Here is a 14,379-nt window from a genome sequence, read left to right on the forward strand (position 1 = left end):
AATAGCAAACTGGACATACGGAGAAAAACAGGGCGTTCCGAAGATCGAAGGTTTACCTGAAGGTACGGATTTCAGTGCTAAAGTAACCTATTACAAGAAGGGAAGCGACAAGGCACTCGGAGCTGAACCGACAGATGCAGGTGAATACACAGTTGCGGCAGTTATCGGTGAATCTGCTAATTATCTTGGCGGTACAGCAAAGGCAGATTTCAGTATAGCAAAGGCTGCAATCACACCTTCAGTAACACTTGCAGGCTGGAAGAACGGTGAAACTGCAAACAATCCGGTAGTAACAGGTAATGCCGGAAACGGTACTGTAAAATTTGAATACAAGGCTAAAGGAGCTGAAGACAGTACATACAGTGAAACAGTTCCGACTGCTGTTGGAACATATGTAGTAAAGGCTTCAGTTGGTGAAACTGCAAATTACAAGGCTGGTTCTGCAACTGCCGAATTTACTGTCGGACACGGTCATAGCTATTCAGATAAGTGGAACTATGACGAAAGCAAGCACTGGCACGAATGCACTTCTGCCGAAGGCGAATGCGATGCACAGAAAACTGATGTCGCTGAACATACATTTACAGAATGGAAAGTGACAAAGGAAGCAACATGTGAAGAAGCAGGAACAGAAAGCAGAAAGTGTACTGTATGCGGCAAGGAAGAAACCAGACCGGTTGCAGCAACAGGTCATAAGTACGGAACACCGGAATATACATGGTCAGCAGACGGAAAGACATGCACAGCAACTGTTATTTGTGAGACAGACAAGAAGTTTACAGTAACAGAAACAGTTGAAGTGACAAGTGAAATAAAGACACCGGCGACATGCGATAAGGCTGGAGTAACAGCATACTCAGCTAAATTTGAGAACGAACTCTTCAGTGCTCAGACAAAGGAAATTGAAAATATTCCTGCAACAGGCCATAAGTTTGGTGAGTGGACAGTTACCAAGGAAGCGACCTGCGACGAAGATGGTGCCGAAAGCAGAAAGTGTGAATTCTGCGGTAAGGAAGAAACAAAGGTTATCCTTGCAGAAGGTCATGAGCTTGGTGAGTGGACAGTTACAAAGCCGGCAACATGTGAAGAAAAGGGTATCGAAACAAGATACTGCACACATGATGACGGAACATTCGAAACAAGAGAAATCCCGGCAATCGGACATAGGTACGGTGAACCTGTATACACATGGTCAGATGACGGAAAGACATGCACAGCAACAGTAACCTGTGAACATGACAAGGCTCATGTAATAACAGAAGAAGCAGTGATCACAAGTGCAGTAAAGACAGCAGCAACATGTGATAATAAAGGCATAACAACATACACATCAACATTTAAGAACGAACTCTTCAGTGTGCAGACAAAGGACGTTGAAGACGTTCCTGCAGCAGGTCATGAGTTTGGTGACTGGGAAGTAACAAAGCAGCCAACATGTACAGAAAAGGGAGTTCAGACAAGAAAATGCAAAGACTGTGATGAAACTGAAACGCAGGAGATTGCAGCAACAGGTGAACATAAGTTCGGTAAGTGGACCATCAATATTGTTGCAGGTCCGGATGGCGACGGTGAAAAACAGCACGTCTGCGATGTATGCGGCAAGGTTGAGAAAGAAGCCACAAAGTACGATGACGAAGTTAAGCCGACTGAACCGGGAACACCGGAAGATGAGGATGCATCTGGTAAGATCGAGAACATAACCGATCCGAAGGAAAATGCATGCGGTGGTACTATCGAAGTAAGCAAGAGCGATATTCTCGAAACATTCCCGCTTGAAAAGGAAGAACTGGAGAGCGTTGAGAATGGCAGCGACATCAGTCTTAAGCTTGAAGTAAAGGATATTGCAGAAGAAGTAAAGGCTTCAGAAGATGCAGACAAGATAAACGCTGCAGTAGAAACTGCAATTGAAAAACTTGTTGCCGAAATGAATGAAGACAACAGTGTTGCTGAAGAGAAGAAGGCTGAAGAAATAGCAAAGGTAAAGAATGCTAAGGTTGCAGCCGTACTTGATGTAACAATTGAAAAGTTCATCGACGGTGAAGATGCCGGAAGAGTTACAGAGCTTAAGAAACCGCTTCGAGTATATATCAACCTTCCGGAAGGTCTTTATGAAGAAGGCAGAAGCTACTTTGTAGTTCGTGAACACAACGGCGAATACGAAGCACTTGAACTTCATATCATTGACGCATCAAGAGGCTGGTTCGAATCACAGTATTATTCGAAGTTCTATATCATGTACACAGAAAAGGCTCCGGAACCAGTAGTCGAACCGGAACCAGTAGTCGAACCGGAACCAGTAGTCGAACCGGAACCAGTAGTCGAACCGGAACCAGTAGTCGAACCGGAACCAGTAGTCGAACCGGAACCAGTAGTCGAACCGGAACCAGTAATCGAACCAGAACCAGTAGTCGAACCAGAACCGGTGATCGAACCAGAGCCTGTAGTCGAACCAGAACCGGTGGTTGAACCAGAACCAGTAGTCGAACCTGAACCAGTGGTTGAACCGGAACCAGTTCACGAACATAAATTCGGCGAATGGAAGACTTCACAGAACGCATCATGGCTCCACAGAGGTTATGAAGAAAGAACCTGTGAATGCGGAGAAAAGGAAACCAGAAGAGTCGAAGAAAGCTGGACGGAATGGCTTGTTGGTGCAATTGGCAGAAGACTCAGAAATCTTTTCCGCTGATAACAGAATTCTTAAAACTGCGATGAATGATCATCCGCATGTAAAACAAAATTAATGAGCGGCAGCTCATTTACGATTAAAAAGGCACTTTCAGCGTCAGCTGAAGGTGCCTTTTTCACCTTTTCAGAAGAAAGCCCAACAGAGTTTGGTGTGGTTTGGAGCAGTGTTTATTCATATAGAAGTACATAAAAAAATCAGCATATCCATTCGCGTAAAATACGCGGCAGGATATGCTGATATGGTTTAAAGAGAACTTTTATATTCTCTTATATATTTGGTTATTATGCTTCTTCAGTCGGCTGCTTTTCAGTGCAGGTGAATTCTCCCTTTTCCTTGTCGTAGTCAACGATAAGTTCTGAACCAGGGGCTAAGTCAACTGCGATGATCTTCTTTGCAACGAGTGTTTCGACTGTTCTCTGGATGTATCTCTTGAGCGGTCTTGCACCGAAGTTCGGATCGAATCCGTCTTCGACGATGAATTCCTTGGCAGCATCAGTAACTGTGATGGTGAGCTGCTTGTTTTCAAGACGCTTCTGGAGGGAAACGAGCATAAGATCAACGATCTTGATTACCTGATCCTTCATGAGCGGCTTGTAGAATACAATCTCGTCGAGACGGTTGAGAAATTCAGGACGGAAGCTCTGCTTGAGTACCTTGTCAACCTTTTCTCTTGCTTCTGCGGTGATCTCGCCGTCAACTATGCCGTCGAGTATGTAGCTTGAACCGAGGTTGGAAGTGAGAATGATGATCGTGTTTTTGAAGTCAACGAGACGGCCCTGTGAGTCTGTGATACGTCCGTCGTCGAGTACCTGAAGAAGTGTGTTGAACACATCAGGATGAGCCTTTTCAACTTCGTCGAAGAGAACTACCGAGTACGGTCTTCTTCTTACTGCTTCAGTAAGCTGACCGCCTTCCTCGTAGCCGACATATCCCGGAGGAGCTCCTATGAGTCTGCTTACGGCGTGTTTCTCCATGTATTCACTCATGTCGATACGGACAATGTTCTTTTCATCGTCGAAGAGGCACTGTGCAAGAGCCTTTGCAAGTTCTGTCTTACCAACACCTGTAGGTCCGAGGAAGAGGAATGAGCCGAGCGGCTGGTTCGGATTCTGGATGCCTGCTCTTGAACGGAGGATGGCTTCTGATACCTTCTGTACAGCCTCGTCCTGACCGATGACTCTCTTGTGAAGTGTTTCTTCCATGTGGAGGAGCTTTTCACGTTCACTTTCAACCAGCTTTGAAACAGGAATGCCTGTCCAGCGGCCGATTATCTTTGTGATCTCTTCTTCAGTTACCTTGTTTCTGAGGAGCGAGTTGTCGCCCTTTGATTCTTCGGCGAGAGCTTCCTTTTCTTCGATCTGCTTCTTGAGTTCAGGAAGCTTTGAATATTTGAGCTCGGCAGCCTTGTTCAGGTCGTACTCACGTTCAGCCTTTTCTATTTCAGCGTTTACAGCTTCGAGTTCCTCACGAAGCTTCTTTACGTCTGTGATCGCATTCTTTTCGTTTTCCCACTGAGCCTTCATTGAGTTGAATTTCTCACGGAGTTCAGCGAGTTCTTTCTGGATCTCGCTTAAGTGTTCAGCAGAAAGCTTGTCTTCTTCCTTCTTAAGCGCAGTTTCCTCGATTTCGAGGGTCATGATGTGACGTGAGATCTCATCGAGTTCAGTCGGCATTGAATCGATCTCGGTCTTGATCATAGCGCAGGCTTCGTCTACAAGGTCGATAGCCTTGTCCGGAAGGAAACGGTCAGTGATGTATCTGTTTGAGAGTACAGCAGCTGAGATAAGCGCCTGATCCTGGATCTTAACGCCGTGGAATACTTCGTATCTTTCCTTAAGACCACGGAGGATGGAGATAGTATCTTCAACCGTTGGTTCGCTTACATAAACCGGCTGGAATCTTCTTTCGAGTGCCTTGTCCTTTTCGATGTATTTTCTGTATTCGTCAAGTGTGGTTGCACCGATACAGTCGATCTCGCCGCGGGCAAGCATAGGCTTTAAGAGGTTGCCTGCGTCCATTGCGCCTTCGCCCTTGCCGGCACCGACTATCATGTGGATCTCATCGATGAAGAGGATGATCTGTCCTTCCGATGCCTTTATTTCCTTGAGGACAGCCTTGAATCGTTCCTCGAATTCGCCCTTGAACTTTGCGCCTGCAACGAGTGCGCCGAGGTCGAGTGAGAAGATGTGCTTGTCCTTGAGTGATGACGGAACGTCACCGCGGACGATTCGGAGTGCAAGTCCTTCGGCAATAGCTGTTTTACCTACACCAGGTTCACCGATAACGACCGGGTTGTTCTTTGTTTTTCTTGAAAGAATTCTGATTATGTTTCTGATCTCGCTGTCACGGCCGATGACCGGATCGAGCTTGCTGTTTCTTGCAAGGTCTGTAAGATCCTGACCATATTTCTTGAGTACGTCATATGTTTCCTCAGGGTTCTGGCTTGTAACTCTTGTGTTGCCGCGTACAGAAGCGAGGGCAGTCATGAATTCCTGCTCGTTTATGTTATGCTGTGAGATGATCTTCTTCATCTCTGAATCAGGATCCTTGAGGAGTGCGAGTACGATGTGTTCCACTGAAACATACTCGTCGCCCATCTGCTTTGCAATTGCTTCCGATGCGATAAGAGCGTTGTCAACGCTTCTTGAAAGATAAACTGTGTCCGGCTTTCTGCCTGAACCTGTTACCTTCGGAAGACCTGATACTATTGTCTCTGTTGTTGCAGTGACTGCTTCAGGTGAAATATCCATTTTCCTAAGCAGCTGAGCTGTAAGGCTACCCTCCTGATTAAGAAGCGCCAGAAATAGATGAACCTGTTCAATGTTCATCTGCTGGTTTGAAATTGCAATACTCTGGGCTTCGTTGACAGCTTCGAGTGATTTCTGAGTGAATTTCTGTGCATTCATAAGTTCGTTCTCCTTTTTTCCTTATTTAGTTATTTATTTTATACTTTATTATAACACTATAAAATCAAAAGTCAATAGCAGATAATGGGCGAGAGTGCTAATTAAAAACACTTGACAGGCTGAATGGTTTTATGTATAATATTCTTATAAAAATCTATGCGATTTTTATAAGAAAGAAAAAGTCAAAAGAAAAGAGAAAAAGGAGACGATAATTATGGGAGTAGTATTTGGCGGAGCAGTCGCAATGATTTATATCGGATTGCTGGTATTCAGCCTTGCGCTGTCGGTTGTAATTTTAGTAGCTTATTACAAGCTTTTCGAAAAAGCCGGTGAAGCAGGATGGAAAGCGATAATACCGTTCTATTCAGCACTTGTAATGTCGAAAATAGCGACAGGTAAAAAAACTCTCGGAGCTATATGGATCGCTGTTTATTCGGTATTCATGATGTTTTATATGGGATTCTATTCCAGACAAATGATGATGGCGCTGAATTCTTCACACATGTCAGCGTCTGGTGCAGCTTCAATGATGATTTCCGCACTGTTTATATTTTTGCTGAGTATCGGGGCAGCAGTTCTGACCGGAATTCTGATGTTCAAGTTTGCAAAATCCTACGGCAAGTCTGAAGGCTGGTGCGTTGCAATGATCTTCCTTTCAGGTATTCTCATTATTGCAATGGGATTTGACAATGAGCTTAAGTACGTAGGACCAAACGGTATACCTTCTTCTGATCAGTACGGCGTAAACAATTACGATAACAATAATAATTACTATAATTACTAAGCCCGCAGCCGGAATGTTTCAGATTTTAAAAACTTAATAAAAAATTACTCCTTCACTTTCTGTGATTCTGAAAGTGAAGGAGTTTTTTAATTATCTGCGGATCATTCGTCCTCTTCGGTATTTTCGTCCTCTTCGCTATCTTCAGCAGGAACGGTGTCTTTTCCTGTCAGATAGATGTTGTTTCTTAAATACTCCGTATTTGCGTAGAAATCAACTGTGAGGATCGACATTCCGTCCCAGGTCTCGTCAAATGACCATGTTCCTTCGGCCGGAACACGAAGCTGTTCGATTTCGTAGCGCCCTGCAATGAAAGGCAGGTAGAGACTCATTAAGTACATGTCAGTAACACTCATGTCAGAACCGATATATTTAACTGCCTCGCTCATGCTTTTGCTGAACTGTGACGGGCGGATCTTCTTTATACGTTTCATCATCTGAGTGATAACGGTACGCTGTCTCTGCGTTCGTTCAAAGTCTGCATCGCCTATATATCTTATTCGGCTGTATGACAGTGCCTGCTTGCCGTTCATAAGAAATGTGCCCTCAGCTTCAGGAAGAAAACCGTCGTTCGGGTCGTCGCCCATGAGTTCGTTTACTTCGCTGTAAAGTATTTCGTTTACGGCATGTGCTTCTTCGGCTGAAACGGTTATCTGAACTCCGCCGACTGCGTCCACAAGGTGTGCGACCGCCTGAAAGTTTACTGTGACGCATCCGTCAATCCTTATCTTGAAATTATCTTCGATGGTATCTTTCAGAAGCTCCGCACCGCCGTAGGCGTATGCTGCATTGAGCTTGTCCTCACCGCATCCGTCTATTTCGGTGTAAATGTCACGCATGAATGAGGTCATCTGGAAACGCTTCTTTTTATTGTTTATGGAAAGAAGGATCATAGAGTCGGAAAGGCCTCTTGTGGATGTATCTCTGGTGTCTTCACCGATTATCAGAATGTTTTTTATCTCGGATGAATAGAGCATTGTTTCCGGATCGTTTACGTAATCGCCGCTTACTTCAAGAGGGGTTACTTTTGAAATATAGTAAAGTGCGACGGATGAATAGATCAGGAACAGTGATATAAGAGCGACTATGAAAAGCCTTACAAAGAGTCCGGCACGTGATTTTTTGCGTCTGTTTCTGCTCTTCGAAGCTGTTTTGCTTACCTTTACGTTTGAGTATTCCTTTTCTTCAGGCGGGATCACAGACCCTGCCGGTGTGCTGCTTCTGTACGGAGCAGATGAAGGGGGAGCGGGTTTTGGCTTCTGAACAGGCCTTCCTGTATTCTGTACAGCCGAAGGTTTTCTCTGTGCCTGACTGTTAGCTGTTACTCTTCGTTTTTTATGTGTGTTTGCTGTCGGTGCGGTACTTTTCTTTACAGGTACCGGCATTGTCAGGGTGTCGTGAGCTTTTTTATTTGCCGCGCTCAGTTCAGCGCGTCTTTTCTTTTCGCTTTCTATATCACCTGTGCGGTAGATCCTTGTCTGTCCGGCCTGCGCAGGTACCCTGAATTTCATCGTATCCTGATTATCATTTGAATCTTTATACGACACGTTTTCACTTCCTCGCTTTCTGATGCTATATATAGATTATAACCATTCTGTCTGCAAAAATCAATACTTTTATACTTTACAGTGATTGTAAGGAAACGCTGATTTATGAATAAATCAGCGTGGGGTACGGGGCGAAGCCCCGCAATCTCCCCGCCCGGAAATACGGCGAAGCCGTATTTCCGATTTGATCAGTGTTTCCTTAATTATACCAGAAAACTTGCTTTTTATTTTTTAAACAGTATAATTGTATATAGCACAATAAACAGTGAATGAAAATATTTTTTCATCTGCTGTGATAAGAAAGGAAATATGGACACTGTTCATAAGGGGTAATTGCAATGAGTGAAGAAAAAAGAGCACGGGTTATTCAGAAACTTGAAAATTATGCAGGTATAATCGAAGGCATCAGCACGGCGGCGCAGTCTTTCATGCCTCCGGAGTTAAAGGCAAAACTTTTTGAACTGCACGGACTTAATACGGAACTGCTGGAAAGAGTTCGCAGTAACTCTTTTGAAATAGCGATTGTAGGTCTTGAAAAAGCGGGCAAAAGTACATTTGCCAATGCACTTATCGGACTTGACATTCTTCCTGCCAAGGAAGAAAGATGTACCTACACATCTTCATGTGTAAAATACGCAGACCAGACCTATGCGGAAGTGGAATACTACACTTCCGAGGAGTTCGGTGAAAGATTCGCATCAAATCTGAAGGCGCTCGGTGCTGAGTTTGATTCATATGAGTACGGAAGGGTAACTCTTGATGAACTTCAGAGCAAGATTGACGAAAATAATCTTGATGCAAACAGAAGAAATATACTCGAAGACGTTTCTGACATGATCCGCAGTGAGTTTGCTATAATGCCGCTGCTCGGAAAATCAGACCAGCATTTCAACGAAACTGCTATGAAGGAGACGGAATTCAAGAACCTGATACAGAATCCGGACAGAACGGAAGGTGAGTATGTTCCGAAGCCTTCTTTTGCAGTAAAGAAGATCACAGTTTATTCTGATAAGCTAGAGGATATGCGTAACTGTATCATTTATGATGTACCGGGTTTTGACAGCCCGACAGCTATACACATGGAGCAGACAAAGGAACGTATGGACAAAGCAGATGCCATTATCCTTATCGCCAATGCGTCCAAGCCGAGCCTTACCGGCCCGCAGCTTACCATTTTCAGCTCCGCTGTCGATTCCGACAATATCCCGTTCAATGAAAAGGTATTTGTATTTGCCAACCGTGCTGATGAAAGCAAGGATCTCGAATACAACATGGGAACGCTTAAAAACGATCTGGACAAATATCATATACTCCGGAAAAACGACAGCAACAGACTTATACCTGGTTCAGCCTATGCAGCTTTATGCATTGCGGGCGGCAGGGAAGATGATCAGGCAGTAGCTAACCTGAAAGCAAACGGTATTTCTGACGGTATAGAAGAAATAAAGAAAAAGCTTAAGGAATACAATGATGTTGTCCGCATCCACGTTATAGAAAAAAGAGTGGAGAATCTTGAAAAAATGATCCTCGAAACTGCAGATGCGATAAAGCTTTCGTGCAGTGCAGTATCATCCGGTGACGGATCAAATGCAGATATGATAAATGCGTTTGTTGATGTACAGAATAAAATAAAGGAAAAACTTGTATTCTTTGAAAGCGAAATCAGAAAGATACTTGATGAAAAACCGCTTACTTCCGGACTTCTTGCAGCGTTAAAAGGAAAACTGAACACCGGGGAACTTCTTCCGGATGAAGAGGAGATTGCATATATAAAAGAACGCTGCACACAGAGTACAGCGCAGTTTGAAGCAAGTCTCCGCGATTTCAAGCGTGCGGAAGTCCGTGAGATCTTTTCAGATGTTACACAGTGTGTCACTGAAGATCTGAAAAGAGAAACAGCGGATGAACTCACAGGAATACTTCTTGAATGCTTTAATGTAACTCCGGATCATTTATACTTTGAAGAGATCAAGACTATGACCAGGGAGTACGTTGACGGCTATTACCGTGATTTCAATCTGAAGACTATCCAGAAGACACTTACACTTCGTTTCTGCGATGAAGTGTTCGAGCTTCTTATAAACAAGCCGTTCCTTATGCCGGACAGACTTGATTTCTTCCTTAAGAACATCGATAACATAGCTGCTCTTGCGGTTTATGATCACAGTGAGGAAGAATCTCGTATCAGTAATTCAAAAATGGATATCGCTGATATGCCTTTGGTAAGAAGCATTCTCTTCCATGAAGGCACTGACGGAGCGAATTCGTTCAGTACGGTATCACCGGAGAGCAGACAGAAATATATAGCCGATCTGAAAAAATCCATCGTTCTTAAGCTGCATAATAATCTGTCAGAACTTGATTCGCTTGCAGAACAGACAGTTGACTGGTGCTGCGAATCAGGCTTAAGTGTCTACAGCTTTATCCAGAGCCTTAACAGGATACTGCCTGACCTGAGGTTCAAAAGATACAGCAGCGAGAAGGAATGCGACGAGCTTATGTATTATCTGAGCTTGACAAGTGAACACCTTGAATTCCAGATGACAGGCGAGAGCAGTAAAATGAATCTTCTCATTTCAAGATACAATGAAGCATGCAAGTCAAGGGAGAACACTCATGAATGGGTCATCGACCGCTTTAAGGAAGATATCAGCATTCTCGTAAGCATAATTTCCGGACCGGTGGTAAGTGCACTGGGACTGGAGATACCGTTTGCCGCAAATGTTTCTGAAATCACTGACAAGATAAAACAGCATGTGCAGGACAAGGATACGCTGTTTGTTGACTTCTACGGAAAGGTTTATCCGAAGAGCGAATATAAAAAGCTCGAGGAAAATGAATCGCTGCAGAAGATCAACAGTGAAAAGAAAGTTGTACTTGAAAACATTGATGAATTGCTTAAAGAATTAGGGGAACACTGATCAAACCGGAAATCCGGCTTCGCCGGATTTCCGGAGAGGGGGAGCGTGGCTTCGCCCCGGTACCCCGTGTCGATTAAACTATGAATTCGGTAAACCGGATTCACGGAGCAGAGATTTTCGGGGCGAAGCCCCGAAAATCAAAACTGATAAAAATAAGAAATGCCGTTTCGGATAAAATCCGGAACGGCATTTCTGTTAATTCATTATGTTTTATTCGCCCTTGTAGTTTACAATGTCATCAAGAAGAGCAGGAACCTTTTCAGCCATTTCATCGTCCTGGAACTGGCATGTGCCGACAACGCGGTGACCGCCGCCGCCGTACTTCAGCATCAGGCTTCCTACGTTTACATTTGAAGTTCTGTTGAGTATGCTGTGACCTACTGCACATGAGCAGCCAAGGCCGCCTCGTCCGTTTACGATCCATACTGAAATGTTCTGTTCCGGATAAAGGCTGTAGATCATGAAACGGTTGCCAGTGTAAATGGTCTCAACGCCGCGTAGATCGGTGATGATAACGTCTTTTCTGATCTCGGTGTGTTCGTGTACCATCTTCTTGAAAAGCTCTGTCTGTTCGTTGTAGACAGCAATACGCTCCTGAATGTCAGGAAGAGCAAGTATCTCGTCAGTGCTCATGGTTCTGCATGCATGGAGAAGCTTTTCCATGAGCTGATAGTTACTGATGGTGAAGTTTCTGAAACGTCCCAGTCCTGTACGCGGATCCATAAGGTATCCGACGAGTATCCAGCCGGAAGGATTGAGAACTTCGTCTATTGTGAGATGGCCGGAGTCAACCTTGTCAACGGCCTCCATCATGTCGTCAAAGTGTGAGAAACGTTCCTTGCCGCCGTAGTAGTCATAGATAATTCTTGCGCAGGAAGGAGTAATACGGCTTTCGCCCTTGTACTTGCCTTCAAGCTGGTTTCTTTCATGTTCGCTTGAGTGATGGTCGAACCAGAGTCCGCATCCTTCAACGAAAGGAACGTTTGCAAGTACGTCATCCTCAGTTACCTCAAACAGTCCGTCCTGAAGATCCTTAGGATGAACGAATTTCCATGAATCCACGATACCCACTTCAAGAAGAAGCGCACCGCATGCAAGTCCGTCAAAATCTGATCTTGTTACAAGTCTCATAATTAATAACCCCCAAATCGTTTGATAATAGTGAACGTCAGAATCATTCTGAAGTCCCTACAGCATAATCATTTATACTATCCCGCGTTTGTGTTTTACACGGGTGTTTAATACATATATTCATTATACACTATTTCTTTTGATTTTACAAGAGGATTTAATATATTTTGTACAGCAAAATATTTTCAATTACTTTGGCGAAACGGAGTTTAACACCGCATGATTACATCAGTAACAAACCAATCTTCAAGTTCATATATGTCTATAATTCCGTTGTTTTGGGCTAAAGTTTCAGTTATGCTTATCATGCCTAATCCGTGATTCTGACTGTCTTTTTTTGTTGTTTTAGGCAGTTTACCATTAATCAACACACTTTCAGAGATCCTGTTCTGAATGGTAATTTCGATATTGTTGCTATCTGATGTTATAGATAGTTTTATTACTTTGTTCTCTTCATTTTTTTCTGCTTCGATTGCATTGTCCATCAAGTTTCCCAAAACAGTGCTGAGCGAGAAATAATCAAAATCTGGAAGTTCACTTTGCAGATAACATTTTAAATCAATATTTTCTTTTTTGCAGATTACTCGTTTAGCATCAAGAATAGCGTTCAAAGCTGGATTATTGGTATTGCTAATAGCTTGAATGTCCGAAATATCAGAATCAAGTTTTTCAATATAATTAAGTGCTTGGTTTATATTTTGCTCGGCTAAAAGTTTTTTTAGAACTGTTGTATGATTGCGAAGATCATGCTTTACGGATTTTACAGAAATGTTCATTTGTACAAGTTCATTGATACGTTGCTCATCATCATGAAGTTTAGTTTGCAATGCGACTTTGATAATATCGGCGTTATTCTTTATTGAAAACTGAACAATGATGCTGAAAAGTAGTATGACAATTATTGATATACAAATCATTATTATAGATGCATATTTTAAGGAAACAACATTATCCAAAAGCATTTTTTCAATTGTTACTCCGGAAATAATAGATGTTATTAATAAAACGGTAGTAATGATACACTGCATAAACTGAAGACTATAATTTTTGTTTCTGATAAAATTGCTTATTATAAATAAAATAACAGCTAAACCGAGCTTTGTAAGGAGTAATAAAAATACTCGTGTAGGATTTCTCATCAATAAAATCTGCGAATAATGATCTCCAAGTATTACTCCTGAACATAAAGTTACGACAAGATTGACCAGAAATACAGATAATATCGCTATTAAAATGATAACCAGTTTTCGCCACCATTTTCCTATAAATATTGCTTCGGAGGTAATGTAAAACAATAATATGTATGTGCAGATATGAAGAAGTTCATGTTCAAATAGAATGGTGATATTGTCCCAAAGAAGTGCATTGGTTACTATTAATACGGAAAAAAATATAGTCTTGAATATGTTTTTTTGTTTTGAAGTTTGTTTATATCTTGACGATAAAACTAAAAACAATAGTATGATAATACACTCAATAATGGTGGCTGTGTATTCCGCTATTGTATAAATCATATCAGTAGTCTCCTTCGTGATTTAAGCCAGGCTTCATACACGGACTTGTATCTTCGTTTACTGACAGCAAATGATTTTCCGTCTTTAAAAACAACTTTGTTATCAATGTAAGTAATCAACTTAAGATTTACCAATGTGCCAGAGTCAATAAGGATAAAATTCTTGAATAGTTCATTTTTGTAGTAAAATGATAGTGGTTTTCTTACGGTAACTGTTTTGCTGTTACTTAATTGAATGATAGTATTATGTCCGTCGGTTTGGATGTATTTTATAGTTTTCACAGGGATTCTATGTTCTCTGCCGCCGGTACACTTAACTTCTGTAACATTTATAAAACCGTAGTTATTTTCAAATTCTTTAAATAATGTGCTAAGGGCATATCTGAGTTCAGATTCCATGTTTTGTTTTCTTACAAATCCAAGCGCTTTATATCTGAATGCCTGTATAACAAGTTCATCACGGCCAGTTACATATATAATAGGAATATCACTGTTTTGCTCCAGAAGTTTTTGACTTAACTCAAATCCGTTTACTATAGGCATATCAATATCTATAAAATAAGCGTCATATTCAGTTTCTTGGGTTTTAGCGTAAAAATCTAAAGCTTTTATATAGCAGTCGATTGAAACAGGCTCATTTATCAATGATTTTATAGTTTTTGTTATTTGCTCAAGGAATGGCTGCTCATCATCTATTATAGCAAATCTCAATAGTTATCCCTCCTTGTATATTTGTCATTATAACAAAAAAATATTGTGAAATCAATACGGATATGCAGTAGGCCGTTTAAATCATTGAAAGTGTTGAAAACTTGCCCACTTGTGCCAACGAACGCCCACTTGCGCCAAAAGCATTGACTGATTTTTTTGTGGATGATATAATGGCATCAC

8 protein-coding genes are annotated in these 14,379 nt (G+C 42.2%); 3 read left to right on the plus strand and 5 right to left on the minus strand.

What is annotated here, in order from left to right:
• Positions 1-595: 595 nt before the first annotated feature.
• On the plus strand, positions 596-2,689 hold the full coding sequence (locus tag CC97_RS20635) for a hypothetical protein (protein WP_197021873.1): 2,094 nt from the start codon (positions 596-598) through the stop codon (positions 2,687-2,689).
• A gap of 281 nt (positions 2,690-2,970) precedes the next feature.
• Here the strand turns inward: CC97_RS20635 and clpB are convergent, their stop codons facing one another.
• Entirely contained in the window at positions 2,971-5,595 is a 2,625-nt protein-coding gene (clpB, locus tag CC97_RS15400; protein ID WP_044976017.1) for an ATP-dependent chaperone ClpB, read from the minus strand.
• 214 nt (positions 5,596-5,809) lie between these two features.
• Here clpB and CC97_RS15405 point away from each other — a divergent pair, with 214 nt between their 5' ends.
• Positions 5,810-6,379: a DUF5684 domain-containing protein gene (locus CC97_RS15405; protein WP_044976019.1), complete on the plus strand. Its 570-nt coding sequence runs from the start codon at positions 5,810-5,812 to the stop codon at positions 6,377-6,379.
• Between the two features lie 101 nt (positions 6,380-6,480).
• Here the strand turns inward: CC97_RS15405 and CC97_RS19125 are convergent, their stop codons facing one another.
• Complete coding sequence (locus CC97_RS19125) at positions 6,481-7,923, minus strand: LCP family protein (RefSeq protein ID WP_049962963.1); 1,443 nt, start codon at positions 7,921-7,923, stop codon at positions 6,481-6,483.
• A gap of 338 nt (positions 7,924-8,261) precedes the next feature.
• Between CC97_RS19125 and CC97_RS15415 the strand changes: the two genes are divergently transcribed.
• Positions 8,262-10,844 (plus strand): dynamin family protein, encoded by a 2,583-nt coding sequence (locus CC97_RS15415; protein ID WP_044976021.1) that lies wholly within the window; start codon positions 8,262-8,264, stop codon positions 10,842-10,844.
• Between the two features lie 210 nt (positions 10,845-11,054).
• Here CC97_RS15415 and CC97_RS15420 read toward each other — a convergent pair whose 3' ends face one another.
• The 3 genes from CC97_RS15420 to CC97_RS15430 form a co-directional block, all read right to left on the minus strand.
• Positions 11,055-11,975, minus strand: a complete 921-nt coding sequence (locus CC97_RS15420) for an exopolyphosphatase (protein WP_044976023.1) — start codon at positions 11,973-11,975, stop codon at positions 11,055-11,057.
• 209 nt (positions 11,976-12,184) lie between these two features.
• Entirely contained in the window at positions 12,185-13,489 is a 1,305-nt protein-coding gene (locus tag CC97_RS15425; RefSeq protein WP_044976025.1) for a GHKL domain-containing protein, read from the minus strand.
• Entirely contained in the window at positions 13,486-14,199 is a 714-nt protein-coding gene (locus tag CC97_RS15430) for a LytTR family DNA-binding domain-containing protein (RefSeq protein ID WP_044976026.1), read from the minus strand. The genes CC97_RS15425 and CC97_RS15430 overlap by 4 nt, the downstream gene beginning before the upstream one ends.
• Between the last annotated feature and the right edge of the window lie 180 nt (positions 14,200-14,379).

The organism is Ruminococcus sp. HUN007, assembly GCF_000712055.1.
GTDB lineage: Bacteria > Bacillota > Clostridia > Oscillospirales > Ruminococcaceae > HUN007.

Bases quoted from the DNA above. Each gene is read 5' to 3' on its own strand.
- CC97_RS15415 (WP_044976021.1), top strand. From the start codon at position 8,262: ATGAGTGAAGAAAAAAGAGCACGGGTTATTCAGAAACTTGAAAATTAT.
- CC97_RS15420 (WP_044976023.1), bottom strand. From the start codon at position 11,975: ATGAGACTTGTAACAAGATCAGATTTTGACGGACTTGCATGCGGTGCG.
- CC97_RS15405 (WP_044976019.1), top strand. From the start codon at position 5,810: ATGGGAGTAGTATTTGGCGGAGCAGTCGCAATGATTTATATCGGATTG.
- CC97_RS15425 (WP_044976025.1), bottom strand. From the start codon at position 13,489: ATGATTTATACAATAGCGGAATACACAGCCACCATTATTGAGTGTATT.
- clpB (WP_044976017.1), bottom strand. From the start codon at position 5,595: ATGAATGCACAGAAATTCACTCAGAAATCACTCGAAGCTGTCAACGAA.